Below are 26,874 nucleotides of genomic sequence, written 5' to 3' on the forward strand. Positions count from 1 at the left end.
CCTACAATAATCAGGAATCGGAGATGTGCTATGTCTGATACCAAGCGTAATACCATCGGCAAGTTCGGCTTACTGTCGCTGACCTTTGCCGCCGTTTATAGTTTTAACAACGTAATCAATAATAATATTGAGCTTGGTCTGGCATCTGCACCGATGTTTTTCCTCGCCACGATTTTCTACTTTATTCCGTTCTGCTTAATCATTGCCGAATTTGTTTCACTGAACAAAAACTCCGAAGCCGGTGTTTACGCATGGGTAAAAAGCTCACTGGGCGGGCGCTGGGCATTTATTACCGCCTACACCTACTGGTTCGTTAACCTGTTCTTTTTTACCTCGTTACTTCCGCGCGTAATCGCTTATGCCTCCTATGCATTTTTAGGCTACGAATACATTTTGACGCCGTTCGCTACCACCGTGTTAAGTATGGTGCTGTTTGCCTTCTCAACCTGGGTTTCGACCAACGGCGCAAAAATGCTCGGGCCGATTACCTCCGTCACTTCCACGCTGATGCTGCTGTTGACGCTGTCTTATATTTTACTGGCGGGGACTGCGTTGGTTGGCGGTGTACAGCCTGCCGATCCCATCACCGTGGATGCCATGATCCCGAATTTTAACTGGGCCTTCCTCGGTATTACGACCTGGATTTTTATGGCGGCAGGCGGCGCGGAGTCCGTGGCGGTGTACGTCAACGACGTGAAGGGTGGCTCAAAATCATTTGTGAAAGTGATTATTATCGCCGGGATTTTTATCGGTGTGCTTTACTCAATCTCCTCAGTACTGATCAACGTTTTTGTCAGCAGCAAAGAGCTGAAGTTTACCGGTGGCTCGGTGCAGGTATTCCACGGTCTGGCCGCATACTTCGGCTTACCTGAGTTGGTGGTTAACCGCTTTGTCGGTCTGGTGTCCTTTACCGCAATGTTTGGGTCACTGCTGATGTGGACCGCAACGCCGGTTAAAATTTTCTTCTCCGAAATCCCGGAAGGTATTTTTGGCAAGAAAACCGTCGAACTGAATGAAAACGGCGTTCCCGCTCGCGCAGCCTGGATCCAGTTTTTGATCGTGATCCCGCTGATGATTATCCCCACGCTCGGTTCGAATACCGTGCAGGATTTAATGAATACCATCATTAACATGACCGCTGCGGCATCCATGCTGCCTCCGCTGTTTATTATGCTGGCCTATTTGAATCTGCGCGCCAAGCTGGACCACTTACCGCGCGACTTCCGCATGGGATCGCAAAAAACCGGGATTATCGTGGTATCGATGCTGATTGCCCTGTTCACCATTGGATTTATCGCTTCAACGTTCCCAACTGGCGGCAACATTATCACCATTATTTTCTATAACGTCGGCGGTATTGTTATTTTCCTCGGTTTTGCCTGGTGGAAATACAGTAAATACATCAAAGGACTAACCAAAGAAGAAAAAGCCATTGAAGCCGCACCAGCTTCAGACAGTCATTAATTCATAAAACATAATAACAATATTCGCCAAGGCTATAACAATAAAAACATTATTTTATTTTGCTTAGGATAGAAGCATGAAAATCAATAGCCATTGTTGCAGGGTATTTATTGCCCTGCCCTTTTTCTGTGTCTCCTCTCTGGGTGCAGAAGAAGTGCGACCGGCAGAACACGACGACACAAAAACGCCCGCAATATCCTCTCCCTCATTTCGTTTTTATGGCGAACTGGGAATGGGGGGATATATGGATTTAGAGGGACAGGATAAACATAAATACAGTGACGGAACCTATATCGAAGGGGGCCTGGAAATTAAACACGGCTCGTGGTTTGGTCTGATCTATGGTGAAGGCTGGACCGTACAGGCGGATCACCAGGGAAACGCCTGGGTGCCCGATCATAGCTGGGGCGGGTTTGAAGGTGGAATTAACCGATTTTACGGCGGTTACCGCACCGATGACGGCACGGAGCTAATGCTCAGCCTGCGCCAGGACTCATCGCTTGATGACCTGCAATGGTGGGGAGACTTCACGCCGGATCTGGGCTACGTCATCCCCAACACGCGCGACATCATGACCGCCATTAAGGTGCAAAACCTGACCGGCCCGCTGCGTTATAGCGTGACCGCCACGCCTGCCGGACATCATGATGAAAGCAAGGCCTGGCTGCACTTCGGCAAATACGATCGCTACGACGATAAGTATACCTATCCGGCCATGATGAATGGCTACATCCAGTACGACCTGACCGAAGGCGTAACCTGGATGAACGGTCTGGAGATCACCGACGGCACCGGACAACTGTTCCTGACCGGCCTTCTCTCGCCTAACTTTGCTGCGCGCGCCTGGCATCACACCGGACGCGCCGACGGCCTGGATGAATGGGGTACAGAGACCGGCTATATGGTCAGTGCCATGTATGAAGCGCTCAAAGGCGTCTACCTCTCCACCGCCTACAGCTATGCCAAACATCGGCCAGACAACGCCGAGGATGAAACCACCTCTTTTATGCAGTTCGGTATCTGGTATGAATACGGCAGCGGTCGTTTCGCCACCGCCTTCGACAGCCGGTTCTATATGCAAAATGCATCTGGCGACCCGAGCGACCAGATCTTCCTGATGCAATATTTCTATTGGTAACAAGGACCGGAATACCATGAACATGACACCTATTCTTACGCCGCTGGCGTGTGGGCTGCTGATGAGTTTTTCCGCACTGGCAGCTAACGTAGACAGCGTTAAAAACGTCATCAATCGCACCGGCGCGCCAGGTTATATGCACGACTACGATTATGACGACCATCAGCGTTTTAATCCCTTTTTCGACCTCGGCGCATGGCACGGACACCTGTTGCCGGATGGCCCTGCAACAATGGGCGGCTTCCCTGGCGTGGCGCTACTGACGGAAGAGTACATCAACTTTATGGCCACAAATTTTGACCGGCTGACGGTGTACCAGAACGGTAAAAAGGTCGATTTCACTCTCGAGGCTTACAGCCTGCCCGGCGCACTGGTACAGAAACTGTCATCCACTGCGGTGCAGATCGAGATGACGCTGCGCTTTGCCAGTTCACATACCTCACTACTGGAAACCAAAATCACCAGCAATACGCCGCTGGATCTGGTGTGGGACGGAGAGTTACTGGAAAAGCTGGAAGCGAAAGAGGGAAAACCCCTCTCCGATAAAACCATTGATGGCGAGTATCCGGACTACCAGCGAAAAATCATCGCTACGCGCGACGGCCTGAAGGTCACCTTCGGTAAAGTGCGATCAACCTGGGATCTGCTGACCTCCGGCGAGTCGGAGTATCAGGTACACAAATCACTTGCCATGAACACCACTGTTGATGACCACCGATTTACCAGTAAAGCGCATATCAATGGCTCTACCACGCTTTACACCACCTATTCACATCTGTTGACCGCGCAGGAGGTCAGCAAAGAACAGGCGCAGATCCGCGATATTCTGGCGCGCCCGTCTTCTTACATGCTCGCCTCACAGCAGCGCTGGGAATCCTATCTCAAAAAAGGTTTAAACAACCCGGATGCCACCCCAGAACAAACCCGCGTGGCGGTGAAGGCTATCGAAACGCTGAACGGTAACTGGCGCTCACCGGGCGGCGCAGTTAACTACAATACCGTGACGCCGTCGGTAACGGGCCGCTGGTTCTCTGGCAACCAGACCTGGCCGTGGGACACCTGGAAGCAGGCGTTTGCAATGGCGCACTTTAACCCGGATATCGCGAAAGAAAATATTCGCGCTGTTTTCTCGTGGCAGGTTAAACCCGGCGATCCGGTGCGCCCACAGGATGCGGGATTTATTCCCGATCTGATTGCCTGGAACCTCAGCCCGGAACGCGGTGGTGATGGCGGTAACTGGAACGAGCGCAACACCAAGCCCAGCCTGGCGGCATGGTCGGTGATGGAAGTCTACAACGTCACCAAAGACAAATCCTGGCTCGAAGAAATGTACCCGAAACTGGTGGCATACCACGACTGGTGGCTGCGTAACCGCGATCATAACGGCAACGGCGTTCCAGAGTACGGCGCCACTCGCGATAAAGCGCACAACACCGCCAGCGGCGAGATGCTGTTCACGGTGAAAAAGGGTGACAAAGAAGAAACCCTGTCAGGGCTGCAAAACTATGCCGCTGTTACCCGCAACGGCCAGTATGACAGTCTGGAGATCCCGGCGCAGGTCGCCGCCTCGTGGGAATCCGGACGTGACGACGCCGCGGTGTTTGGTTTCATCGACAAAGAACAACTGGATAAGTACGTCGCTAACGGTGGCAAACGCAGCGACTGGGTGGTGAAATTCGCCGAAAATCGCAGCCACGACGGCAAATTACTGGGCTATTCGCTACTCCAGGAGTCGGTCGATCAGGCCAGCTACATGGTCAGCGATAACCATTACCTGGCGGAAATGGCGACCCTGCTCGGGAAAACGCAGGAGGCGAAACGCTATCAGGCGCTGGCGACGAAACTGACGGATTACATCAATACCTGTATGTTCGATGCGAATACGCAGTATTTCTATGACGTTCGCATTGAAGATAAGCCGCTGGCAAACGGTTGTGCCGGAAAACCGATTGTCGAACGTGGGAAAGGGCCGGAAGGCTGGTCACCTCTGTTTAACGGCGCGGCCACGCAGTCTCATGCTGACGCGGTGGTGAAGGTGATGCTCGACCCGAAAGAGTTCAACACCTTTGTGCCGCTGGGCACCGCGGCGCTCACCAACCCGGCTTTCGGCCCGGATATTTACTGGCGCGGGCGCGTGTGGGTGGATCAGTTCTGGTTTGGCTTAAAAGGCATGGCGCGCTACGGCTACCGCGATGAAGCGCTGAAAATGGCGGATACGTTCTTCAACCATGCCAAAGGACTCACCGCGGACGGCCCAATTCAGGAAAACTATAACCCGCTGACCGGCGCGCAACAGGGTGCCCCCAACTTCTCCTGGAGCGCGGCGCATCTGTACATGTTGTATAATGATTTTCTTAAAAAACAGTAAGCTGTGACCTATTGCCGGATAAAGTGCTTGCACCGACATCCGGCAAATTCTTTCTCTGGCCCCACTCCTTTTTTGAATCCCATCACAATCACGGCATTCCCCTTTTCCCTTTTGCGCCGCGACGGCTAAATTAGTAACTCATCCGACCACATAACAATAATTTTACATACTGGACACCATTATGAGCTATCCGTCGCTGTTCGCCCCGCTCGATCTGGGATTCACCACGCTTAAAAACCGCGTGTTGATGGGTTCAATGCATACCGGTCTGGAAGAGTATCCCGATGGCGCAGAACGGCTGGCCGCGTTCTACGCCGAGCGCGCCCGTCACGGCGTCGCTCTGATTGTGAGCGGCGGTATTGCCCCTGCGCTTTCCGGCGTGGGTATGGAAGGCGGCGCGATGTTAAACGATGCCAGCCAGTTACCACATCACCGCGTAATTACCGACGCGGTGCATGACGAAGGCGGCAAAATCGCGCTGCAAATTCTGCATACCGGACGCTATAGCTATCAGCCGCACCTCGTCGCGCCCTCCGCTATTCAGGCGCCGATCAACCGCTTTACCCCGCATGAGCTGACCCACAATGAAGTCCTGCAACTGATTGAGGATTTTGCCCATTGCGCACAGCTGGCGCGGGAAGCAGGCTACGACGGCGTAGAGGTCATGGGCTCGGAAGGCTATCTGATCAACGAATTTCTCACCCTGCGCACCAACCAGCGGACTGACCAATGGGGCGGCGATTACGCCAACCGCATGCGATTTGCCGTCGAGGTGGTACGGGCCGTTCGTCAACGTGCCGGTAACGACTTTATTATTATCTTTCGTCTGTCGATGCTCGACTTGGTGGAAAATGGCGGCACGTTTGACGAAACTGTCCAACTGGCGAAAGCCATTGAGGCGGCAGGTGCTACGATCATCAACACCGGGATCGGCTGGCACGAAGCACGGATCCCGACCATCGCCACGCCGGTGCCGCGCGGGGCGTTTAGCTGGGTGACGCGCAAGCTGAAAGGTCACGTAACGGTTCCACTGGTCACCACTAACCGCATTAACGATCCGGGCGTTGCCGACGATATTCTGGCCCGTGGCGATGCTGATATGGTGTCGATGGCACGCCCGTTCCTCGCCGATGCCGAGCTGCTGTCAAAAGCGCAAAGCGGGCGAGCGGATGAGATCAACACCTGCATAGGCTGTAATCAGGCCTGTCTGGATCAGATCTTCGTCGGCAAAGTGACGTCCTGCCTGGTGAACCCCCGCGCCTGTCATGAAACCAAAATGCCGATCGTAGCGGCGACACATCTAAAGAATCTGGCGGTAGTCGGTGCCGGTCCTGCGGGGCTCGCCTTTGCCATCAACGCCGCTTCACGCGGTCATCAGGTCACGTTGTTTGATGCCAACGCGGAGATCGGCGGACAGTTCAATATCGCCAAACAGATCCCCGGCAAAGAAGAATTTTACGAAACGTTGCGCTATTACCGCCGGATGATCGACGTCACCGGCGTGACGCTGAAGCTGAATCATTTTGTCACCGCAGACGATCTGCTCTCGTTTGATGAAGTGATCCTCGCCAGCGGGATTGAACCACGCACGCCGCCGATCGACGGCATCGATCATCCTAAGGTACTGACCTATCTTGATGTCTTACGTGATAAAACGCCGGTAGGTCAACGCGTGGCGATTATCGGCAGCGGCGGGATCGGCTTTGATACCGCCATGTATCTGAGCCAGCCCGGCGAGCCCACCAGCCAAAACATTGCAGAATTCTGCGTGGAATGGGGAATCGATACCAGCCTCCAGCAAGCAGGTGGTTTACGCCCGGAAGGGCCACAGTTATCCCGTAGCCCGCGCCAGATAGTCATGTTGCAGCGTAAAGCCAGTAAACCGGGACAAGGGTTAGGTAAAACCACGGGCTGGATCCATCGCGCCACCCTGCTGTCTCGTGGAGTGAAAATGATCCCGGCGGTGAGCTATCAGAAGATCGATGATGATGGACTGCACGTGTTGATCAACGGCGAGCCTCAGCTCCTGAACGTGGATCATGTGGTAATTTGTGCAGGTCAGGAACCTCGTCGTGGACTGGTCGATCCGCTGCATGCGGCCGGTAAAACAGTACATCTGATCGGCGGGTGTGATGTGGCGTTAGAACTGGATGCCCGACGCGCCATCGCGCAAGGCACCCGACTGGCGCTGGAAATTTAACGTTATGTCTTTCGTTGGCCGGATAAGGTAATTACACACATCATTGCCTGATGGCGCTACGCTTATCAGGCCTACGAGGCAGTTCGTTGTAGGCCTGATAAGGTGTTAACCGCCATCCGGCATCAGCGATTAGCGGCGACGCCCTAATTTCACCGCTTTCAGCACCACAAATTTGTTGTTGGTGGCGATGGTTTCGCAGTTGCCGAAAATCTTCTTCAGCTTGTGGAAGTAGTCGAGATGACGGTTCGCCACAATATACAGCTCGCCGTTAATCTTCAGGCAACGGCGGGCGTGGTGGAACATCTCCCACGCGATGTTATCGGTCAGCGCGTGCTTCTGATGGAACGGCGGGTTACACAGCACAGCGTTATAGCGGAACGGTTCCACGCCAGACAGCGCGTTGTTGATCATAAACTCGCAGCGGTCCAGCGCGTCTGGCATGTTGGTTTCCACGTTCAGGCGGCTGGACGCCACCGCCATCGGCGATTCATCCACAAACACCACGCTCGCTTGCGGGTTCTTCTCCAGCAACGTCAGACCCACTACGCCATTACCGCAACCGAGATCGACAATCTCACCTTCCAGATTGTCCGGCAGATGTTCGATAAAGAAACGTGCGCCAATATCCAGCCCGGTACGGGAGAAGACGTTAGCGTGATTGTGGATCGTCCAGTCGGTGCCTTCCAGCTTCCAGCTCAGCGTTTGTGAGGCGTCAGCCAGCTCAGGATTGCTGAACGTGCAGTTGATCAGACGGGCTTTTTTCCATGCCAGCGTGGTGGTGGTTGGGCCCAGCACCTTTTCAAACAGCTCAAGCGTCGAGGTATGCACATCGCGCGCCTTCGCCCCGGCGATAATACGCGTTTGCGGCGTGACGACCAGGCGTAACGCACGCAACTGCTGTTCCAGCAGCGCCATGGTTTTTGGCAGCTTAATCAGTACCACGCCCGGCGCCTGTGGGTAATCGACCGTGCTGTCGAGGAACTGGACGCTGGATTCGGCAATGTCGTTATGACGCAGGTTTTCACGCGTCGCCAGTTCGCTTAAATAGGAGTCGCCAATGCTGTACGGCGAATGTTCCGCCAGCGCACAGCCCAGCGCACCGAAGGTATCATTCAGGAGCAGCACCGGGCCGCAAATCTCGGTATCGTCCAGCTGTTGCAGCAGATATTCATCTGCAGCTTCCCACGCCAGCAGCGGGTTAACGTCATCCGTTTCCGGGAAACGTTTAAGTGACAGCGAACGGAAACCGTTGTCTATGTGGCTCATCGGCCCTCCTGAATGGTAAAATTTCGGCGTATCCCTGAAAAGGGTGCGTGAGTATACACTTTTTATACTTTATATGGGGCACAAATGAGTCAGTTGACCTATCTGCAGGGCTACCCGGAGCATTTACTTGATCAGGTTCGAACCTTGATCAGCGAACAACGTCTGGGCGCGGTCCTGGAAAAGCGTTATCCGGGTACGCATGACTTCGCGACCGATAAGGCGCTCTGGCAATATACCCAGGATCTGAAAAGTCAGTTTCTGCGCAATGCCCCACCGCTCAATAAAGTGATGTATGACAGTAAGATCCACGTGTTGAAGAATGCGCTTGGACTGCATACTGCCGTCTCTCGCGTGCAGGGCGGCAAGCTGAAAGCAAAAGCGGAAATTCGCGTCGCCACCGTATTTCGCAACGCCCCGGAACCTTTTTTACGCATGATCGTGGTTCATGAACTGGCGCATCTGAAAGAAAAAGAACACGACAAAGCGTTTTACCAGCTGTGCTGCCATATGGAACCTCAGTATCACCAACTGGAGTTCGACACCCGCCTGTGGTTAACGCAACAATCGCTAAAGCAAACTGCGCAGTAGCGCACTGGCTTTGTCAGCAAGGCATGCTAAATTGGCGCAAGGATCCCTTTTCGCAGCCTGAAGGCCTTTATGATACGTTTCGCAGTGATTGGCACAAACTGGATCACCCGCCAGTTTGTGGATGCCGCCCATGAAACCGGCAAATATAAGTTAACCGCAGTCTATTCCCGCAGCCTTGAACAGGCGCAAAGCTTCGCTAACGATTATCTCGTCGAGCATTTGTTTACTTCGCTGGATGCAATGGCGCAGAGTGACGCTATTGATGCAGTGTATATCGCCAGCCCAAACTCTCTGCACTTCCCGCAGACCGAGCTGTTCTTACGCCATAAAAAGCACGTCATTTGTGAGAAACCGCTGGCATCAAACCTGGCAGAAGTCGATGCCGCTATCGCCTGCGCTCGGGAAAATCAGGTGGTGCTGTTTGAGGCGTTTAAAACCGCCTGCCTGCCCAATTTCCTGCTGCTGCAGCAATCTCTGCCCAAGGTAGGAAATGTCAGAAAGGCGTTTATCAATTACTGCCAGTACTCTTCACGCTACCAGCGTTATCTGAACGGTGAAAACCCGAATACCTTTAATCCAGCGTTCTCAAATGGCTCGATTATGGATATCGGCTTTTACTGCCTGGCTTCGGCGGTTGCGCTGTGGGGCGAACCGCAGAGCGTACAGGCCAGCGCCAGCCTGCTGGCAAGCGGTGTTGATGCCCACGGCGTTGTGGTGCTGAACTACGGTGATTTCAGCGTCACGTTACAGCATTCCAAAGTGAGCGACTCGGTGCTGGCCAGCGAGATTCAGGGCGAATCAGGGTCACTGGTCATTGAGAAAATCTCCGAATGCCAGAAAGTCTGTTTTGTTCCGCGTGGTGGAAAAACGCAGGATCTGACGGTGCCTCAGCACATCAATACTATGCTGTATGAGGCAGAGCGCTTTGCTCATCTGGTTGAATCCGGCGAAGTGGATCACCCGGCACTGGCTGTCAGTCGCATTACCGCTAAGCTGCAAACGGAAATTCGCCGCCAGACCGGCGTCGTTTTCCCAGCAGATAGCGCGAATACGTCGCTGATTGCGTAAAACTGTGTAAAACAAATGTTGCAGGCCATTGACTGAAAGCGTGGCCTGTAATACTTTGTTACCCGCAAAGGGGAGTAACTTCGTTGTCGGTTGATCGTCATTACGATGTGTGAAAAACCACATCCGGTCGCCGGGCGATAACAAAGGAATACGTCAACGTATTCCTTTGTTGTTGTAAGTGAGACCTTGCCGAATGGCAAGGTCTATGCATGAAAAGCAGCGGCTAACGTCATTCGGCGTTGGCCGTTTTTTTATGCATGGGGAAATATAATGAATACTGTCGGCACACCGTTGTTATGGGGTGGCTTCGCTGTTGTAGTGGTGATTATGCTGGCCATCGACCTGCTGTTGCAGGGTCGTCGCGGCGCGCATACGATGTCAATGAAGCAGGCGGCTGCCTGGTCAATCGTCTGGGTCACCTTGTCGTTACTGTTTAACGCCGTATTCTGGTGGTATCTGGCTGAAACCCAGGGGCGTGCGGTCGCAGACCCGCAGGCGTTGGCGTTCCTCACCGGCTATTTGATCGAGAAATCATTGGCGGTGGATAACGTCTTTGTCTGGCTGATGCTGTTTAGCTACTTCTCGGTGCCGCCAGCGTTGCAGCGTCGAGTGCTGGTGTATGGCGTGCTGGGGGCGATTGTTCTGCGTACCATCATGATCTTCGCGGGCAGCTGGCTTATCACCCAGTTCGAATGGCTGCTGTACGTGTTCGGCGCGTTCCTGCTGTTTACCGGCGTGAAGATGGCGCTGGCAAAAGATGATGCTTCCGGCATTGGCGACAGGCCGTTAGTGCGCTGGCTGCGCGGTCATCTGCGTATGACCGACACCATCGAGAACGAGCATTTCTTCGTGCGTAAAAACGGTCTGCTGTTCGTTACGCCGCTGATGCTGGTGCTGATTCTGGTTGAGTTGAGCGATGTTATCTTTGCCGTCGACAGCATTCCGGCAATCTTTGCCGTGACCACCGACCCGTTCATCGTACTGACCTCTAACCTGTTTGCCATCCTTGGTCTGCGTGCGATGTACTTCCTGCTGGCCGGCGTGGCGGAGCGTTTCTCGATGCTGAAGTACGGCCTGTCGATCATTCTGGTGTTTATCGGCATCAAGATGCTGATTGTCGACTTCTACCATATCCCTATCGCTATCTCGTTAGGCGTGGTGTTCGGGATCCTGTTTGTGACGCTGATTGTGAATGCGTGGGTCAACCACCAGCACGATAAAAAGCAGCAAACGCAGTAACACTCATCCACTAGCCTACAAAGCCCGACGCCCACTGTGTGTGCGTCGGGCTTTTTGTTTAACATGTCATCACAATGTTAATTCAAAGTTATAAAATATGATCTCAGCGTAAAATCCAGGATATTTCGCTTCCCGAAGCGTGTTCTTTCCTTATACTCAGCCATGCAAACATTTGCCTCACTCTGAAAGATGCGTCTATAGAACGCACAAGGGTCAGGCGACAACACAATAAAAGGATTACGAAATGACTACGCAACGTTCGTCGGGGCTGATCTCGCGTTTGGCGCAAGGGAGCCTTGTTAAGCAAATTTTGATAGGTTTAGTACTGGGGATTGCGCTGGCACTGATCTCAAAACCGGCTGCAGAAGCCGCTGGTTTGCTGGGCACCCTGTTCGTCGGCGCATTAAAAGCCGTCGCTCCCATCCTGGTTCTGATGCTGGTAATGGCCTCTATTGCGAACCATCAGCATGGGCAAAAAACTAATATCCGTCCGATTCTGTTCCTCTACCTGCTCGGTACCTTCTCCGCGGCATTAGCGGCAGTGGTGTTCAGCTTTGCCTTCCCCTCGACACTGCATCTTGCCAGCAGCGCTAACGATATTGTGCCACCATCAGGCATTGTCGAAGTGATGCGTGGGCTGTTGATGAGTATGGTGTCGAACCCGATTGATGCCCTGCTTAACGCGAACTATATCGGCATTCTGGTATGGGCCGTCGGCCTGGGCTTTGCCCTGCGCCACGGGAATGAAACGACCAAGAATCTGGTCAACGATATGTCCAACGCCGTCACCTTTATGGTGAAACTGGTGATTCGTTTCGCCCCTATCGGTATTTTCGGCCTGGTCTCCTCCACGCTTGCCACCACGGGTTTTGCTACATTGTGGGGCTATGCGCAGCTGTTGGCAGTGCTGGTAGGTTGTATGCTGCTGGTGGCGTTCGTGGTCAACCCGCTGCTGGTGTTCTGGAAAATTCGTCGCAACCCGTATCCGCTGGTGCTGGCTTGCCTGCGTGAAAGCGGCGTGTATGCCTTCTTTACCCGCAGCTCTGCCGCCAACATTCCGGTGAATATGGCGCTGTGTGAGAAGCTGAATCTGGACCGCGATACCTACTCGGTTTCTATCCCACTGGGTGCAACCATCAACATGGCTGGCGCGGCGATCACCATTACCGTGCTGACGCTGGCAGCGGTGAATACACTGGGGATCCCGGTTGATTTACCGACTGCGCTGCTGTTGAGCGTCGTGGCATCGCTTTGTGCCTGTGGCGCATCTGGCGTGGCGGGTGGCTCTCTGCTGCTGATCCCACTGGCGTGTAATATGTTCGGTATCCCGAATGATATCGCCATGCAGGTAGTTGCCGTCGGCTTTATTATCGGCGTGTTGCAGGACTCCTGTGAAACCGCACTGAACTCCTCAACCGACGTATTGTTTACCGCTGCAGCCTGCCAGGCTGAAGACGAACGTCTGGCAAACAACGCCCTGCGCGGCTAATCACTTTTCCCCTCCGTCATGGTGCGGAGGGGTTTTCTTTCTGTACGCTTTTTTCAATTTTGAAGGGATCTATCCCCCGTTTTTGCATGCGTCTGAAACGAATAATATTCAGGCCGTTCATCACCAGAAAACTGCCTTCAATCATCGTGCCGCCAATCGATCCCAACCAGAAATTATGCACCACCCAGCAGGCGGTCGCGCACCACATCACACAGCGGACGGTTAATCCTTTACAGCGAAACAGCGCCCAAGTGCTGGCCAGCGTGCCAATAATGGGGAGTAACTCCATCGCATGCTGTAGTTTCGCCAACCCAAGAACCAGCGTGAGAACGATAAAAACGGTCATCACCCACAGTTTGCGGGTGCGCATCGAGACCAGGGTTCGGATGGTGTTTAGCTCCGCACTCATCCCCGCGGGCCAGGCCCCCATCAAAAAGAAGTGTACCCCGATAGTGGCACTATAGACGGCAAGCTGCAGCCGGAAGCGGCGCTCATCGCGGTTGAAAAAGGTGGTAATCCCGATCAGAAAGGCGATGACACCTACGCCCTGGGCCAGCCAATACGCGGTCATGAAAAATCCTTGTGAGGAAATGCAAAAACAAACGGCGCCTCATATTATGAAACGCCGTTTTTAAAATCTACTCTATTTCGATTACCCAATAGATTTCGTGCGACAGCAAGGCGGCAAGCATGTAGGCCGGATAAGGCGTTTACGCCGCCATCCGGCAACGGTTTATGCCTGATGGCGCTACGCTTATCAGGCCTACTGATCGCGTAGGCCTGTACAATTATTACAACGTTACGCCACTTTTGAAAATAGCCAGCTCGCGGAAGTCATTACGTTCGTTACAGGTCGGCTTACCATTAGCAAACTCGACGATGGTATCGACAAACTCATTCAGCAGTTGAGGCATGGCTTTACCGTGGATCAGCTGTCCCGCATCAAAATCGATCCAGTGCTTTTTCTTCGCTGCCAGCTCGCTGTTCGTGGCGATTTTCACCGTCGGTACAAAGCCGCCGTAAGGCGTGCCGCGACCGGTACTGAATAGCACCATATGGCAGCCAGCACCCGCCAGCGCGCTGGTGGCAACGGCGTCGTTCCCCGGTGCGCTTAACAGATTCAGACCGTGCGTTTTTAGCCGTTCGCCGTAACGCAATACATCGACAACCTGGCTGGAACCCGCTTTCTGCGTGCAGCCCAGTGATTTATCTTCCAGCGTGGTGATGCCCCCCGCCTTGTTACCCGGTGACGGGTTCTCATAAATCGGCTGGTCGTGGGCAATGAAGTACTGCTTGAAGTCATTGACCATCGTCACCAGCTTGCCAAACGTCTCTTCGTCACGGCAATGGCTCATCAGCAGTTGCTCAGCGCCAAACATTTCCGGAACTTCGGTCAGCACGGTGGTGCCACCGTTGGCAATCACATAGTCGGAGAAACGTCCCAGCATCGGGTTAGCCGTGATGCCGGACAGGCCGTCAGACCCGCCGCATTCCAGACCAAACTTCAACTCGCCCAGTTTACCCGGCTCACGCTTATCGTGGCGCATCACGTTGTACAACTGATGGAGATGTTCGATCCCCGCCTCCACTTCGTCTTCCTGATGTTGGCAGACCATGAAGTGCACGCGTTCAGGATCGAACTCGCCCAACGTTTCGCGGAAGGCATCCACCTGGTTGTTTTCACAACCAAGCCCCACCACCAGCACCGCCCCCGCGTTCGGGTGACGCACCATGTTTTGCAGCATAGTGCGGGTGTTGATGTGATCGTCACCCAGCTGCGAGCAGCCGTAGGTGTGGCTGAAAAGATGAACGCCATCGATGCCTTCAGCATCGTTGGTCTCTTTCAGGAAGCGGGTCTGCATCTGACGCGCCATGGCGTTAACGCAGCCGACGGTCGGCAGGATCCACAGTTCGTTACGCACCCCGACATCACCGTTGGCACGACGGTAGATCTGCACATCGCGATCTGCCGGTTGTACCTCAGGTTCCTGAAAGTCGGGTTGATAGCTATATTCATCCAGATCGCTCAGATTGGTGCGCGTATTGTGAGCATGGATATGTTCACCCGCCGCAATATCCGCCAGAGCATGGCCAATCGGCAGGCCATATTTAATGACGTTCTCACCCTGAGCAATATCGCTCAAGGCAAATTTGTGTCCACGTACAACGTCCTGTCGTAGCGTTACGGTATGGTTATCTACACTAACCTGCGTGCCTTGCGCCAGATCGGCCAGCGCAACCGCAACGTTATCCAGCGTATGGATCTTGATGTATTGCATATCAACCCGGACCTTAGTTCAGTTCAATGGCAAAATAATCGCGCGCATTGTTGAAGCAGATATTTCTCACCATTTCACCCAGCAACTGGATATCTGCCGGGGCTTCACCCGCGGCAACCCAGCGGCCAATCATCTGGCACAGAATGCGGCGGAAATATTCATGGCGCGTATATGACAGGAAGCTACGGCTGTCGGTCAGCATGCCGACAAAACGGCTCAGCAGACCGAGCTGCGCCAACTGCGTCATTTGGCGTTCCATTCCGTCTTTCTGATCGTTGAACCACCAGCCGGACCCGAACTGCATTTTTCCCGGCATACCTTCGCCCTGGAAGTTGCCGATCATGGTGCCCAGCACTTCGTTGTCGCGCGGGTTCAGGCAGTACAGGATAGTTTTTGGCAGCAGGTTTTCTTCGTTCTGCTTGCTCAGCAGTTTGGAGAGTTCTTCCGCAACCGGACGATCGTTGATCGAGTCAAAGCCCACGTCCGGCCCCAACAGTTTGAACTGACGCAGGTTGTTATTACGCAGTGCGCCAATATGGTACTGCTGGACCCAACCACGACGGGCATATTCCGCACCAAGGAACACCAGCACGGCCGTTTTAAACTGCGCCACTTCATGCTCGCTCAGCGTTTCACCGGCCAGACGACGCGTCAGGATGTTGTCGAGTTCAGATTCATTAGATTCAGCAAACAGCACCACATCCAGCGCATGGTCAGACACTTTACAGCCGTGTGCAGCGAAGTGATCCAGGCGTTTGGTCAGCGCGGTTTGCAGATCGGTGAAGCGACGGATATCGGTGTCGGACACCTCACCCAGCTTCGTCATGTAGTCGTTAAAGGTCGCCTGCTCAATATTAAAGGCTTTGTCCGGGCGCCAGCTCGGCAGCACTTTGACGGCAAAGGTGCTGTCCTTGGCGACCGAGGCGTGATGTTCCAGTGAATCAATCGGATCGTCAGTGGTACCGACCATTTTCACGTTCATCTGCTGCATGATGCCGCGCGCGGAAAATTGTTCCTGCGCCAGCAGTTCATTGCACTGATTCCAGATTTCATCCGCCGTCGCAGGCGACAGCAGCTTACCTGTAATACCAAACGGGCGACGCAGTTCAAGATGCGTCCAGTGGTAAAGCGGGTTGCCAATAGTGTGCGGAACCGTCGCGGCCCAGGCGTCAAACTTCTCACGATCGGACGCATCGCCGGTACACAGGCGCTCAGCAACACCGTTAGTACGCATAGCGCGCCATTTGTAGTGATCGCCTTTCAGCCAGATGTCATACAGGTTGTTAAAACGGTAGTTGTCCGCGATTTGCTGCGGCGGCAGATGGCAGTGGTAATCGAAGATTGGCTGATCTTTGGCGTAATCATGATACAGACGGCGGGCAAATTCGGTATCCAGCAGAAAATCTTCAGTCATAAACGGGGTCATTATCGTCTTCCTCTCAGCGAGTGCGTCAGATTGCTTATGTTTTGATGCTGACAAAGTTATCACACCAATTTCCACAAACTGAAGATATTTTCGTGAGTTAGATCAACAAATGGCGACAAAAAAATTACTCTCAAAGAGGTAAATCTTACGCCAGCCCGCGCCAGTACTGGCTTTGCTGAATCGAAATAATGACCACACGAAGATTCACACTTTTGTGATGGCACTCACCTTTTAAAGCTGTATGACAAGTTATCTTTTTGCCGTCGCAATACATAAGCCGACGGAATGCAAATTACCGATGGTCCACCATCGGATTGACCGGTACGGAAACCGAATTAGCACGATTCTTTAAATGGCAAAGTTCGGGGAGTACCGGTTTTTTTCGGTCACCCCTTTCGTAAAAAGAACATCCTCCGCCCTACACAGGAAGATGACCGCTCGTTCGCGGAAATAACAAAACGATGAGGTTTTACATGCGTAAAATTAAAGGGTTACGTTGGTATATGATCGCACTGGTGACGCTTGGCACCGTGCTGGGTTACCTGACGCGTAACACTGTGGCGGCAGCTGCGCCAACGCTGATGGAAGAGTTACACATCTCCACTCAACAGTATTCCTATATCATCGCAGCGTACTCTGCTGCTTACACCGTTATGCAACCCGTTGCTGGCTACGTTCTGGACGTGCTGGGAACAAAAATAGGTTACGCGATGTTCGCCGTTCTGTGGGCCGTCTTCTGTGGCGCGACTGCACTGGCTGGAAGCTGGGGTGGACTGGCGCTGGCGCGAGGCGCGGTCGGTGCTGCTGAAGCGGCGATGATCCCAGCGGGTCTGAAAGCCAGCTCGGAGTGGTTCCCGGCCAAAGAGCGCTCCATTGCCGTCGGTTACTTTAACGTCGGTTCCTCTATTGGCGCGATGATTGCGCCGCCGCTGGTAGTCTGGGCCATCGTGATGCACAGCTGGCAGATGGCGTTCATTATCTCTGGTGTCCTGAGCTTCATCTGGGCCATGTGCTGGCTTGTGTTTTACAAACACCCACGCGATCAGAAAAAACTGTCCGACGAAGAACGTGATTACATTCTCAACGGCCAGGAATCACAGCATAAAAACGGCACGGCGAAGAAAATGTCCGTCGCGCAGATCCTGCGTAACCGCCAGTTCTGGGGCATTGCACTGCCGCGTTTCCTGGCTGAGCCGGCCTGGGGTACCTTTAACGCCTGGATCCCGCTGTTCATGTTTAAAGTTTACGGCTTTAACCTGAAAGAAATTGCCATGTTCGCCTGGATGCCCATGCTGTTTGCTGACCTCGGCTGTATCGTTGGTGGGTATCTGCCGCCGCTGTTCCAGCGCTGGTTCGGCGTCAACCTGATTGTGTCACGTAAAATGGTCGTCACCATGGGCGCATTCCTGATGATTGGCCCGGGCATGATTGGTCTGTTTACCAGCCCGTATATTGCCATCGCGCTGCTGTGCGTCGGGGGCTTTGCTCACCAGGCCCTGTCCGGTGCGCTGATCACCCTCTCTTCTGACGTCTTTGGTCGTAATGAAGTGGCTACAGCGAACGGTCTGACCGGGATGTCTGCCTGGCTGGCAAGCACCCTGTTTGCGCTGGTCGTGGGCGCCCTGGCTGACACCATCGGCTTTAGCCCACTGTTTGCGGTACTGGCAGTATTCGACCTGCTCGGTGCGTTAGTCATCTGGACGGTGCTGCAAAACAAACCGGCCAGCGAGGTCGACTCGGGACCGCAAACCGGCGATCCCGCACCACAAAGTTGACCTGACTCAATCACCAACGAAATACGTTCAAAGCCGCCAGCGTTCTGGCGGCTTTTTTATCGTCACAAGTGGAGCCAAATTCGCAAAAGTGGTATAACAAATAGAGTCTGCCGTATCATGCCTGGAGCGCATATGGAAATCACCGAACCACGACGTTTGTACCAACAACTTGCTGCCGATCTGAAGGCGCGCATTGAGCAGGGTGTTTACCTGGTGGGTGAAAAACTTCCCGCCGAGCGCTTTATCGCCGATGAAAAGAACGTCAGCCGTACCGTGGTCCGTGAAGCCATTATCATGCTCGAGGTTGAGGGCTACGTTGAGGTGCGTAAAGGATCCGGGATCCACGTCATCTCTAACCAGCCAAAACACTACGTCGCGCCAGATGCCAATCTTGAGTTTGCCAGCTACGGTCCATTTGAACTGCTGCAGGCACGCCAGCTTATAGAGAGCAATATTGCCGAGTTTGCCGCCACCCAGGTGACCAAACAGGACATCATGAAACTGATGGAAATCCAGGAGAAGTCGCGCAACGAAAAAAGCTTCCGTGACTCCGAGTGGGATCTCCAGTTCCATGTGCAAGTGGCGCTGGCAACGCAAAATACCGCACTGGCGGCGATTGTTGAAAAAATGTGGACTCAGCGTGTTCACAACCCGTACTGGAAGAAATTGCACGATCACATCGACCTGCGCACGGTAGATAACTGGTGCGATGACCATGACCAGATCCTACGGGCATTAATCCGTAAAGATCCTCATGCTGCCAAACTGGCGATGTGGCAGCACCTTGAGAACACCAAACAGATGCTGTTTAACGAAACCAGCGATGATTTTGAGTTCAACGCCGACCGTTATCTTTTTACCGATAATCCGGTGGTTCATCTGGATACGGCCGCTAACGGGGCAAAATAAGCGTTCTCATATTCACAGGCGCGCCAGGGCGCCTGTTTCTGACGCTCGGTAAGCATTAGGTATAAAGTGTCAGCCTGTGTAAATCCTCTCGCCACCCTCCTTTGCGATAAGCAAAATCACGGTTCAGCGACCGTAATTTCTATAACGGACTACGTTGACCTTTGTTACAATTACATGCGTTTTGAATTTTTGTGTATCAGTGCTTGCTTACTTTGCAACTTAACAGGGAACAGTTCAGGCCGTGAATTTGTGTCAGACCGCGATACATGCAAAAAAAGATCAATAATATTGCGGCGTTACAAACTCCAGAAAACCGGCATGACGACAACCGATTTCTCCAGGAATACTGAATGGAACTACTGACTCAATTACTGAATGCCTTGTGGGCTCAGGATTTTGAAACTCTGGCCAATCCGTCGATGATTGGCATGCTGTATTTTGTCCTGTTTACCATTTTGTTTCTGGAAAACGGGCTGCTTCCTGCGGCCTTTTTACCTGGTGACAGCTTACTGGTGCTGGTCGGCGTGCTTATTGCTAAAGGCGCAATGGGCTTTCCACAAACGGTGCTGCTCCTCACCACCGCGGCCAGCCTCGGCTGTTGGGTCAGCTACATCCAGGGACGATGGCTGGGGAATACCCGCATCGTGCAAAACTGGCTTTCTCATCTTCCCGCGCATTATCATCAGCGCGCGCACCATCTGTTCCATAAACATGGCCTGTCTGCGTTGCTGGTCGGGCGATTCATTGCCTTCGTCAGAACGCTGCTGCCGACCATTGCAGGACTCTCCGGCCTGAACAATGCGCGCTTTCAGTTCTTCAACTGGATGAGCGGACTGCTGTGGGTCTTGATCCTGACGTCACTCGGTTATCTGCTGGGCAAAACGCCGGTGTTCCTCAAGTACGAAGATCAGTTAATGTCGTGCCTGATGCTGCTTCCCGTTGTTTTACTGGTGTTTGGCCTCGCCGGTTCACTGGTTGTTTTATGGAAAAAGAAATACGGGAACCGGGGATAAATTATGCTGCTACCACGCATAACGCTCCGACGATTGGCCTGGACAACCACCTTTATCCTGTTTTTAGGCGCGCTTATCCTGACCTGGTCTGCCATTCGTCAGCAGGAGTCGACGCTAGCCATTCGCGCCGTTAATCAGGGCGCCAGCATGCCAGACGGTTTTTCTATCTGGCATCATCTGGATGCCAACGGCATTCGCTTTAAAAGCATTACCCCGCAAAATGATGCGCTGCTGATCACCTTTGATTCCAGCGCGCAAAGCGCAGCCGCGAAGGTCGTTCTCGACAGAACGTTGCCGCATGGCTTCGTCATCGCCCAACAGGATGATGATAATCAGGCAGTGCAGTGGTTATCACGTTTGCGTGATAACCCACACCGTTTTGGTTAACTTCCAGGAATCTGAATTATTTCACCCACTTTGGTGATTTCGCCGTTTAGTGCCTATGATTAATAAGCTGGGTTTATGGCCCACGCTTTTTTATCTGGAGCAACGACCCTCGCGTTACCGGGTCGAATCACAATGGAAGGTTCAAGTATGAAATACCGCATCGCTTTGGCTGTTACCCTTTTCGCTCTCAGTGCCAGCAGCTACGCCAACACCCTCTGTCAGGAAAAAGAACACGATATTCAGCGGGAGATTAGCTATGCCGAAAAGCACAACAATCAGAGTCGTATCAACGGCCTGAACAAGGCCCTGAGCGAAGTCCGGGCCAATTGTTCTGACAGCAAGCTACGTGCCGAGCATCAGAAAAAAATTGCAGAACAGAAAGATGAGATCGCCGAGCGTAAACGTGATCTCGCCGAGGCGAAACAAAAAGGCGATACAGATAAAATCACCAAACGCGAGCGCAAGCTTGCCGAAGCTCAGACTGAACTGAAAGAACTCGAGTCACGCGATTACTAAGTACGGTAACGACCCACTCACCTGGAGAAAACTATGTCAAAAGATAATGCTACGGAACACCTGCGCGCTGAGCTGAAATCCCTTGCGGATACGCTTGAAGAGGTACTGAGCTCCTCTGGCGATAAGTCGAAAGAAGAGTTGAGTAAAATTCGCAGTAAAGCAGAACGCGCGCTGAAAGAGAGCCGCAATCGCCTGGGTGAAACCAGCGATGTGATTGCTAAGCAAACTCGCGAAGCCGCGGCAAAAGCCGACAACTACGTACGCGAAAATCCATGGACAGGCGTCGGTATTGGCGCTGCGGTCGGTGTGGTGCTTGGCGTACTGCTGTCGCGCCGCTAACAATGGCGGACTCCGATCACGCACAAGGTCCAGGCAAAAACGTACTGGGTATCGGACAACGGATCATCACGATCCTCGTCGAGATAGTTGAGACCCGGTTACGTCTGGCCGTTGTTGAACTGGAAGAGGAAAAAGCCAACCTCTTTCAGCTACTGCTGATGCTGGGGCTAACTATGCTGTTCGCAGCATTTGGCCTGATGAGCCTGATGGTGCTTATCATCTGGGCCATTGACCCTCAGTACCGTCTCAACGCGATGATAGCCACCACCGTTGTGCTGTTGCTTCTGGCGCTCATTGGCGGGATATGGACGCTACGTAAAGCCCGTAAGTCAACGCTGTTACGTCATACCCGCCATGAACTTGCTAACGACAGGCAGGCCCTGGAGGATGATGCATAATGAGCAGTAAAGTCGAACGCGAAAAACGTAAGGCGCTGCTGCTTAGTCAGATCCAGCAGCAACGGCTGGATCTGACCGCCACCCGCCGCGACTGGCTGGAGGTCACTGCTGCATACGATCGCGGCTGGAACACGCTGTTGAACCTGCGCTCGTGGATACTGGTTGGCAGCAGCATCATAGCCGTTCGTACTATTCGCCACCCAAATATGCTCGTCCGTTGGGCCAAACGCGGCTTTAGCGTCTGGAGCGCCTGGCGACTGGTCAAAGCGACCATCAGACAGCAGCAACTGCGCGGTTAATCTCTTCTGTTCTCCCCACGTAGGCCTGATAGCAAGGCCTACTTCATTCTCTCTCCCCCCTTCACTCAAAATTTTTGAAAAATACTGACAGTTTTCCTTGCTAACAATTGTCATTCGTCACGTTTATGATTCTCTCCATCGACAGCAACAACGCCCTATACAGCGTTAATGCAACAAAAAACAAAATCAGCCGCCTGAGTGGTTTCCTGGAGAGTACGATGAAAAAATTAGAAGATGTTGGTGTACTGGTAGCGCGCATTCTGATGCCAATCCTGTTTATTTCTGCAGGCTGGGGAAAAATCAGCGGATATGCGGGTACCCAACAATATATGGAAGCCATGGGCGTTCCGGGGTTCATGTTACCGCTGGTTATTCTGCTTGAGTTCGGCGGCGGCCTGGCCATTCTGTTCGGCTTCCTGACCCGTACTACCGCGCTGTTTACCGCAGGCTTCACGGTGCTGACCGCGTTCATCTTCCACAGCAACTTTGCGGAAGGGATGAACTCGCTGATGTTCATGAAAAACTTAACCATCGCAGGCGGTTTCCTGCTGCTGGCTATCACCGGTCCAGGCGCATTCAGCATTGACCGCGTACTGAATAAAAAGTGGTAAGCAAGCTATACTAAACGCATCAAAAAGCGAGGAGACATCTCCTCGCTTTTGCTATCTGAGGAGGCAAAACCATGGGACAACTTATTGACGGCGTCTGGCATGACACCTGGTATGACACAAAATCTACCGGGGGAAAATTTCAACGTTCTGCATCGGCTTTCCGTAACTGGCTCACCGCGGATGGCGAGCCTGGCCCGACCGGCACAGGCGGTTTTGCCGCCGAAAAAGACCGCTACCACCTGTACGTTTCCCTCGCCTGTCCGTGGGCGCATCGCACGCTGATTCTACGCACGCTCAAAGGTCTGGAGCCATTTATCTCCGTTTCCGTTGTGCATCCGCTGATGCTAGAGAACGGCTGGACGTTTGATGATAATTTCCCGGCCGCCACGGGAGATACGCTCTACCAGCACGAGTTTCTCTATCAGCTCTATTTGCACGCCGACCCGCAGTACAGCGGCCGCGTCACTGTACCGGTGCTGTGGGATAAAAAGAATCACACCATCGTCAGTAATGAATCGGCGGAGATCATCCGCATGTTTAACACGGCGTTTGATGCACTGGGCGCCAAAGCCGGTGATTACTACCCGCCGGCCCTGCAAAGTAAAATTGACGAGCTGAACAGCTGGATTTATGACAACGTCAATAATGGCGTCTATAAAGCCGGTTTTGCCACCAGTCAGGAGGCATATGATGAGGCGGTTGATAAAGTGTTTCACTCACTGGCGCGACTGGAGCAGATTCTGGGTCAGCATCGCTATCTGACCGGCGACCAGTTGACCGAGGCAGATATTCGCCTGTGGACCACGCTGGTACGCTTTGATCCGGTGTATGTTACCCACTTCAAGTGCGATAAGCACCGCATCAGTGACTACCTGAATCTGTACGGTTTCCTGCGCGATATTTACCAGATGCCGGGCATTGCGGAGACCGTCAATTTTGACCATATCCGTCATCACTACTTCCGTAGCCACAAAACCATCAATCCGACCGGTATTATTTCAATCGGGCCATGGCAGGATCTCAGCGAGCCACATGGACGAGACAGCCGTTTCGCATGATTTACACAGGTCCCTTTGGGGTAATGCCGATTCGTTAAGCATGAATGGCGAACATGTGATTTTTGCTCAGGGTTCCGTTCACCTCAGCTGTGTCATTTCTCTGAAACGCCGTTACCCGTGAACGTGCAAGGGAGGCTCACCGCCGCCTCCCTTGCAACCCAGGCTCCCGGCGGGAAAATCGTCGCTACGCGATTCATTCGTCTTATGCCGTCTGCCTGTCGGGTCGGGGCCGAGCCTGCATCCTTGCAGGCCGTCCCCTCTGCCCGCATCCCTGCGGGCAGACCCGGTCAGCCGTCAACGACTCATCGATTTTCAGCCGGACATGGGTCATCGCTTCAACTCTCTGACTTTCAGTTAAATCTCTTATGCTGTTCAGATATATTCAAATAAAAATACCGGTAGTCAGGCGTGGCTGGTCCGGTTGAAAATTGCCGACGTGTTTCCGTAAGGCCGGGAGAACCCGCAGGGATGCGGGTTCAGGGCGCGCTTTACAGGGACGTTACATCGCGCCCGGCCCGAAAGCCTGAAGGAAAAAGCGGAGGGAACCACGAAGTGGCAATTTTCCCGCCGGGAGCCGGGATTGTAAAGGGCGTGGCGGAGAACGCCCTTTACACGTTCACATGAACCAATACTTAAGAGAAGCGATGAACATAAGGTGAACGGAACCCTTTCTCTGAGAGCGTATATTCATTACTTCCGCCAACACAGGTTGATACTTTCTGAAACTGAAGCGTTCACTGATAAGTATTACCCATCAGGGGACCAAATAATTAATACGACAAATATTTACCACCATTTCATTCGCAGCTATTCTTAATTTGATTACTTTAAAAACAAGTGATTGAACGCAAAATGAGGCGCAAATGGATTGGTATCTAAACGTTCTTAAGAACTATTTTGGTTTTGGCGGCCGGGCTCGGCGCAAAGAGTACTGGATGTTTGTTCTGGTCAACATCATCTTTTCTTTCGTACTCAGCATCCTGGACAACATGCTTGGCTGGCAACGCGCCGGGGGAGAAGGCGTATTAACGACGATTTATGGTGTACTGGTATTTATACCATGGTGGGCAGTGCAGTTCCGTCGTTTGCATGACACCGACCGTTCTGCATGGTGGCTGCTGATCTTGTTGATCCCCATTATTGGCTGGTTGGTTATCATTATTTTCAACTGTCAGAACGGCACGCCGGGTAGCAACCGCTTCGGTGCAGACCCTAAACAACTGTCCTGACGTAGCACGTAGAGATGCCTGATGGCGCTGCGCTTATCAGGCCTACAGCATACTCCGTCCTGTAGGCCGGATAAGGTGCTTGCACCGCATCCGGCTTAACCCCACCTTATTTGCCCGCAAACAGCTTCGGAATTTCCCGCAGACACCAGGATTTGGCCTCACCCATACTGTCCCGTCGCCAGGCCATGATGATATCAATTTCGTTGGTGGACTCCGGGCTTACCACGCGCAAACGACCTGCGACAATATCCTCCTCCACCAGCGGATACGGCATGGTCGCCACACCCAGCCCGGCCAACAGCGCCTGGCGCTTATCTTCGATTGAACTCACCGTCAGGCGCGGCTGTTTATCCAGTAACTGGACGGTCAGCACCGGGCGCTCACGGGCGGTATCCGCCACCGCAATTCCCCGGTACTTCACTCGGGTCACTTCCGACAACGGCTCCGGCTCCTGATGAATAGGATGATCCGGCGCGGCCACATAGACGTTCATCAGCGTGTACAGCTTGCGGGAATTAATTTCTGACGATGAACGAAAATGCATATCCGGGGCGATCACGATATCCGCCCTTCCCTGCTCCAGGCGTTCCCATGCCCCAGCCAGCACCTCAGTGATCACCGAAAGCTGGGTATTGGCCTTCACGGCAAGCCGGTCGATGAGCGGAAAGAACGCTGCCGTGGGTACCAGCGCTTCGGTGACGATCGTCAGATGCGTTTCCCAGCCGCGGGCCAGCGCTTCGGCATCGGTGGTCAGCTTATCAGCCGCCTCGAGCAGCACGCGCCCACGTTCCAGTAGCATGCGTCCAACGTTAGTAAATTTTGTGCGATGGCCTGAGCGGTCAAACAACACCACATCCAGCTCTTCTTCCAGCTTTTGCATGGTATAGCTGAGAGCGGAAGGAACGCGCCCCAGTTCGTCCGCCGCAGCGGCAAAGCTGCCACGTCTGTCGATTGCATCCATTACGCGTAACGCTTCAAGCGTTAATGCCCTTTCTTTGGCCATGTCGTTCTCATTCAGGAAATTTGAACATACCGGGCAGAATATCTGGCTAACAATACAGCGTCCAGCCATTTAACATAAAAGGAAGTAAAGAGAGGTCAAGAAAGATGATTACTACCCGAACAGCAAAACAGTGCGGACAGGCAGACTACGGCTGGCTGCAAGCCCGTTATACCTTCTCCTTTGGACACTATTTTGATCCTAAGCTGCTGGGTTACGCCTCGCTGCGTGTTCTGAACCAGGAAGTTCTGGCACCGGGGGCCTCTTTCCAGCCGCGTACCTATCCGAAGGTGGATATTGTCAACCTGATCCTTGAAGGGGAAGCGGAATATCGCGACAGCGAAGGCAACCATGTCCGGGCAAAAGCCGGTGAGGTTTTACTGCTCGCCACGCAGCCTGGGATTAGCTACAGCGAGCACAACCTTAACAAGGATAAGCCATTAACCCGCATGCAATTATGGCTGGACGCCTGCCCGCAGCGGGAAAATGCCTGTGTACAGAAAGCCACGCTGGCGACCGGCAAGTATCAACTGATCGCCTCCCCGGACGGAGAACAAGGCAGCCTGCATCTTCGCCAGCAGGTGTGGATACACCATGTCGAATTGAAGCAAGGTGAATCACTGAGTTTTCAGTTACATGGCCCACGCGCCTATCTGCAGTCGATCCACGGCACGTTCCATGCGCTAACGGCTGGAGCAGAAAAAGAAGCGCTGACCTGTGGTGATGGCGCATTTATTCGTGACGAAGCTAACATAACATTAGTTGCCGATACGCCTTTGCGCGCTTTGCTGATAGATTTGCCCGTATAGTCAGGA

General features: G+C 53.3%; 25 protein-coding genes. 20 read left to right on the forward strand and 5 right to left on the reverse strand.

All coding sequences use genetic code 11. The features are described 5' to 3' along the window. Nucleotides 1-30: 30 nt before the first annotated feature. The 4 genes from M2374_RS09110 to M2374_RS09125 all read left to right on the forward strand — a co-directional run bounded on the left by M2374_RS09110 (nucleotide 31) and on the right by M2374_RS09125 (nucleotide 7,170). Nucleotides 31-1,464: an amino acid permease gene (locus M2374_RS09110; protein ID WP_096755593.1), complete on the forward strand. Its 1,434-nt coding sequence runs from the start codon at nucleotides 31-33 to the stop codon at nucleotides 1,462-1,464. Nucleotides 1,465-1,540: 76 nt separating this feature from the next. Then, nucleotides 1,541-2,602, forward strand: a complete 1,062-nt coding sequence (gene ygjJ, locus M2374_RS09115; protein ID WP_115257434.1) for a protein YgjJ — start codon at nucleotides 1,541-1,543, stop codon at nucleotides 2,600-2,602. A gap of 16 nt (nucleotides 2,603-2,618) precedes the next feature. Continuing rightward, a complete protein-coding gene (gene ygjK, locus M2374_RS09120) occupies nucleotides 2,619-4,970 on the forward strand; it encodes an alpha-glucosidase (protein WP_181688718.1) in 2,352 nt (783 codons plus the stop codon). Between the two features lie 181 nt (nucleotides 4,971-5,151). Next, the gene (locus M2374_RS09125; RefSeq protein WP_181688717.1) at nucleotides 5,152-7,170 is read left to right on the forward strand and encodes an NADPH-dependent 2,4-dienoyl-CoA reductase; all 2,019 of its coding nucleotides are present in this window, start codon (nucleotides 5,152-5,154) and stop codon (nucleotides 7,168-7,170) included. A gap of 129 nt (nucleotides 7,171-7,299) precedes the next feature. Here the strand turns inward: M2374_RS09125 and rlmG are convergent, their stop codons facing one another. Beyond that, complete coding sequence (gene rlmG / locus M2374_RS09130) at nucleotides 7,300-8,436, reverse strand: 23S rRNA (guanine(1835)-N(2))-methyltransferase RlmG (RefSeq protein WP_115257432.1); 1,137 nt, start codon at nucleotides 8,434-8,436, stop codon at nucleotides 7,300-7,302. Nucleotides 8,437-8,520: 84 nt separating this feature from the next. Here rlmG and M2374_RS09135 point away from each other — a divergent pair, with 84 nt between their 5' ends. The 4 genes from M2374_RS09135 to sstT all read left to right on the forward strand — a co-directional run bounded on the left by M2374_RS09135 (nucleotide 8,521) and on the right by sstT (nucleotide 12,820). Continuing rightward, entirely contained in the window at nucleotides 8,521-9,024 is a 504-nt protein-coding gene (locus M2374_RS09135; RefSeq protein WP_117342711.1) for a M48 family metallopeptidase, read from the forward strand. 69 nt (nucleotides 9,025-9,093) lie between these two features. Further along, the gene (locus M2374_RS09140) at nucleotides 9,094-10,092 is read left to right on the forward strand and encodes a Gfo/Idh/MocA family protein (RefSeq protein ID WP_096755587.1); all 999 of its coding nucleotides are present in this window, start codon (nucleotides 9,094-9,096) and stop codon (nucleotides 10,090-10,092) included. Nucleotides 10,093-10,362: 270 nt separating this feature from the next. Then, entirely contained in the window at nucleotides 10,363-11,331 is a 969-nt protein-coding gene (locus M2374_RS09145; protein WP_137400186.1) for a TerC family protein, read from the forward strand. Between the two features lie 244 nt (nucleotides 11,332-11,575). Continuing rightward, nucleotides 11,576-12,820 (forward strand): serine/threonine transporter SstT, encoded by a 1,245-nt coding sequence (sstT, locus tag M2374_RS09150; RefSeq protein WP_096755585.1) that lies wholly within the window; start codon nucleotides 11,576-11,578, stop codon nucleotides 12,818-12,820. 16 nt (nucleotides 12,821-12,836) lie between these two features. Here sstT and M2374_RS09155 read toward each other — a convergent pair whose 3' ends face one another. The 3 genes from M2374_RS09155 to uxaC all read right to left on the reverse strand — a co-directional run bounded on the left by M2374_RS09155 (nucleotide 12,837) and on the right by uxaC (nucleotide 16,525). Then, nucleotides 12,837-13,391 carry a YgjV family protein gene (locus M2374_RS09155; RefSeq protein WP_115257430.1) on the reverse strand — a complete coding sequence of 185 codons (555 nt, stop codon included), beginning with the start codon at nucleotides 13,389-13,391 and terminating at the stop codon, nucleotides 12,837-12,839. Nucleotides 13,392-13,611: 220 nt separating this feature from the next. Further along, a complete protein-coding gene (locus M2374_RS09160; RefSeq protein ID WP_174361199.1) occupies nucleotides 13,612-15,099 on the reverse strand; it encodes a UxaA family hydrolase in 1,488 nt (495 codons plus the stop codon). Nucleotides 15,100-15,112: 13 nt separating this feature from the next. After that, nucleotides 15,113-16,525, reverse strand: a complete 1,413-nt coding sequence (gene uxaC / locus M2374_RS09165) for a glucuronate isomerase (protein ID WP_096755582.1) — start codon at nucleotides 16,523-16,525, stop codon at nucleotides 15,113-15,115. A gap of 473 nt (nucleotides 16,526-16,998) precedes the next feature. Between uxaC and M2374_RS09170 the strand changes: the two genes are divergently transcribed. The 11 genes from M2374_RS09170 (at nucleotide 16,999) to M2374_RS09220 (ending at nucleotide 25,059) form a co-directional block, all read left to right on the forward strand. Next, entirely contained in the window at nucleotides 16,999-18,300 is a 1,302-nt protein-coding gene (locus M2374_RS09170; RefSeq protein ID WP_096759328.1) for an MFS transporter, read from the forward strand. A 132-nt stretch (nucleotides 18,301-18,432) separates the two neighbouring features. Next, complete coding sequence (gene exuR, locus M2374_RS09175; RefSeq protein WP_096755581.1) at nucleotides 18,433-19,209, forward strand: transcriptional regulator ExuR; 777 nt, start codon at nucleotides 18,433-18,435, stop codon at nucleotides 19,207-19,209. 350 nt (nucleotides 19,210-19,559) lie between these two features. Next, nucleotides 19,560-20,222 carry a DedA family general envelope maintenance protein YqjA gene (gene yqjA / locus M2374_RS09180; protein ID WP_045447871.1) on the forward strand — a complete coding sequence of 221 codons (663 nt, stop codon included), beginning with the start codon at nucleotides 19,560-19,562 and terminating at the stop codon, nucleotides 20,220-20,222. 3 nt (nucleotides 20,223-20,225) lie between these two features. Then, a complete protein-coding gene (gene mzrA, locus M2374_RS09185; RefSeq protein ID WP_096755580.1) occupies nucleotides 20,226-20,609 on the forward strand; it encodes an EnvZ/OmpR regulon moderator MzrA in 384 nt (127 codons plus the stop codon). Between the two features lie 147 nt (nucleotides 20,610-20,756). Continuing rightward, nucleotides 20,757-21,125, forward strand: a complete 369-nt coding sequence (locus M2374_RS09190) for a DUF1090 domain-containing protein (RefSeq protein ID WP_096759327.1) — start codon at nucleotides 20,757-20,759, stop codon at nucleotides 21,123-21,125. Nucleotides 21,126-21,158: 33 nt separating this feature from the next. Beyond that, nucleotides 21,159-21,464 carry a YqjD family protein gene (locus tag M2374_RS09195; RefSeq protein ID WP_096755579.1) on the forward strand — a complete coding sequence of 102 codons (306 nt, stop codon included), beginning with the start codon at nucleotides 21,159-21,161 and terminating at the stop codon, nucleotides 21,462-21,464. A gap of 2 nt (nucleotides 21,465-21,466) precedes the next feature. Beyond that, on the forward strand, nucleotides 21,467-21,862 hold the full coding sequence (locus M2374_RS09200) for a phage holin family protein (RefSeq protein WP_096755578.1): 396 nt from the start codon (nucleotides 21,467-21,469) through the stop codon (nucleotides 21,860-21,862). Continuing rightward, nucleotides 21,862-22,161: a YqjK-like family protein gene (locus tag M2374_RS09205; RefSeq protein ID WP_096755577.1), complete on the forward strand. Its 300-nt coding sequence runs from the start codon at nucleotides 21,862-21,864 to the stop codon at nucleotides 22,159-22,161. Before M2374_RS09200 ends, M2374_RS09205 begins: the two co-directional genes overlap by 1 nt. Before the next feature lie 218 nt (nucleotides 22,162-22,379). After that, complete coding sequence (locus M2374_RS09210) at nucleotides 22,380-22,772, forward strand: DoxX family protein (RefSeq protein ID WP_135324236.1); 393 nt, start codon at nucleotides 22,380-22,382, stop codon at nucleotides 22,770-22,772. A gap of 71 nt (nucleotides 22,773-22,843) precedes the next feature. Next, nucleotides 22,844-23,830, forward strand: coding sequence for a glutathionyl-hydroquinone reductase YqjG (gene yqjG, locus M2374_RS09215; protein WP_096755575.1), 987 nt, complete (start codon nucleotides 22,844-22,846; stop codon nucleotides 23,828-23,830). A gap of 863 nt (nucleotides 23,831-24,693) precedes the next feature. After that, nucleotides 24,694-25,059, forward strand: a complete 366-nt coding sequence (locus M2374_RS09220; RefSeq protein ID WP_115257427.1) for a DUF805 domain-containing protein — start codon at nucleotides 24,694-24,696, stop codon at nucleotides 25,057-25,059. A 106-nt stretch (nucleotides 25,060-25,165) separates the two neighbouring features. On the opposite strand, the gene yhaJ is transcribed toward M2374_RS09220, so the two are convergent. After that, nucleotides 25,166-26,062: a DNA-binding transcriptional regulator YhaJ gene (gene yhaJ, locus M2374_RS09225; protein ID WP_181688716.1), complete on the reverse strand. Its 897-nt coding sequence runs from the start codon at nucleotides 26,060-26,062 to the stop codon at nucleotides 25,166-25,168. Between the two features lie 104 nt (nucleotides 26,063-26,166). Here yhaJ and M2374_RS09230 point away from each other — a divergent pair, with 104 nt between their 5' ends. Further along, on the forward strand, nucleotides 26,167-26,868 hold the full coding sequence (locus M2374_RS09230; RefSeq protein WP_137363373.1) for a pirin family protein: 702 nt from the start codon (nucleotides 26,167-26,169) through the stop codon (nucleotides 26,866-26,868). Nucleotides 26,869-26,874: the final 6 nt, after the last annotated feature.

The organism is Citrobacter sp. JUb117 (assembly GCF_024809055.1).
Lineage (GTDB): Bacteria > Pseudomonadota > Gammaproteobacteria > Enterobacterales > Enterobacteriaceae > Citrobacter > Citrobacter gillenii.

Coding starts and splice junctions, on each gene's coding strand:
- yqjA (WP_045447871.1), top strand. CDS start 19,560: ATGGAACTACTGACTCAATTACTGAATGCCTTGTGGGCTCAGGATTTT.
- M2374_RS09155 (WP_115257430.1), bottom strand. CDS start 13,391: ATGACCGCGTATTGGCTGGCCCAGGGCGTAGGTGTCATCGCCTTTCTG.
- M2374_RS09190 (WP_096759327.1), top strand. CDS start 20,757: ATGAAATACCGCATCGCTTTGGCTGTTACCCTTTTCGCTCTCAGTGCC.
- M2374_RS09125 (WP_181688717.1), top strand. CDS start 5,152: ATGAGCTATCCGTCGCTGTTCGCCCCGCTCGATCTGGGATTCACCACG.
- M2374_RS09200 (WP_096755578.1), top strand. CDS start 21,467: ATGGCGGACTCCGATCACGCACAAGGTCCAGGCAAAAACGTACTGGGT.
- ygjJ (WP_115257434.1), top strand. CDS start 1,541: ATGAAAATCAATAGCCATTGTTGCAGGGTATTTATTGCCCTGCCCTTT.
- M2374_RS09170 (WP_096759328.1), top strand. CDS start 16,999: ATGCGTAAAATTAAAGGGTTACGTTGGTATATGATCGCACTGGTGACG.
- ygjK (WP_181688718.1), top strand. CDS start 2,619: ATGAACATGACACCTATTCTTACGCCGCTGGCGTGTGGGCTGCTGATG.
- M2374_RS09220 (WP_115257427.1), top strand. CDS start 24,694: ATGGATTGGTATCTAAACGTTCTTAAGAACTATTTTGGTTTTGGCGGC.
- M2374_RS09205 (WP_096755577.1), top strand. CDS start 21,862: ATGAGCAGTAAAGTCGAACGCGAAAAACGTAAGGCGCTGCTGCTTAGT.
- exuR (WP_096755581.1), top strand. CDS start 18,433: ATGGAAATCACCGAACCACGACGTTTGTACCAACAACTTGCTGCCGAT.
- M2374_RS09145 (WP_137400186.1), top strand. CDS start 10,363: ATGAATACTGTCGGCACACCGTTGTTATGGGGTGGCTTCGCTGTTGTA.
- M2374_RS09210 (WP_135324236.1), top strand. CDS start 22,380: ATGAAAAAATTAGAAGATGTTGGTGTACTGGTAGCGCGCATTCTGATG.
- M2374_RS09230 (WP_137363373.1), top strand. CDS start 26,167: ATGATTACTACCCGAACAGCAAAACAGTGCGGACAGGCAGACTACGGC.
- mzrA (WP_096755580.1), top strand. CDS start 20,226: ATGCTGCTACCACGCATAACGCTCCGACGATTGGCCTGGACAACCACC.
- M2374_RS09135 (WP_117342711.1), top strand. CDS start 8,521: ATGAGTCAGTTGACCTATCTGCAGGGCTACCCGGAGCATTTACTTGAT.
- yhaJ (WP_181688716.1), bottom strand. CDS start 26,062: ATGGCCAAAGAAAGGGCATTAACGCTTGAAGCGTTACGCGTAATGGAT.
- M2374_RS09140 (WP_096755587.1), top strand. CDS start 9,094: ATGATACGTTTCGCAGTGATTGGCACAAACTGGATCACCCGCCAGTTT.
- M2374_RS09110 (WP_096755593.1), top strand. CDS start 31: ATGTCTGATACCAAGCGTAATACCATCGGCAAGTTCGGCTTACTGTCG.
- sstT (WP_096755585.1), top strand. CDS start 11,576: ATGACTACGCAACGTTCGTCGGGGCTGATCTCGCGTTTGGCGCAAGGG.
- uxaC (WP_096755582.1), bottom strand. CDS start 16,525: ATGACCCCGTTTATGACTGAAGATTTTCTGCTGGATACCGAATTTGCC.
- M2374_RS09195 (WP_096755579.1), top strand. CDS start 21,159: ATGTCAAAAGATAATGCTACGGAACACCTGCGCGCTGAGCTGAAATCC.
- rlmG (WP_115257432.1), bottom strand. CDS start 8,436: ATGAGCCACATAGACAACGGTTTCCGTTCGCTGTCACTTAAACGTTTC.
- M2374_RS09160 (WP_174361199.1), bottom strand. CDS start 15,099: ATGCAATACATCAAGATCCATACGCTGGATAACGTTGCGGTTGCGCTG.
- yqjG (WP_096755575.1), top strand. CDS start 22,844: ATGGGACAACTTATTGACGGCGTCTGGCATGACACCTGGTATGACACA.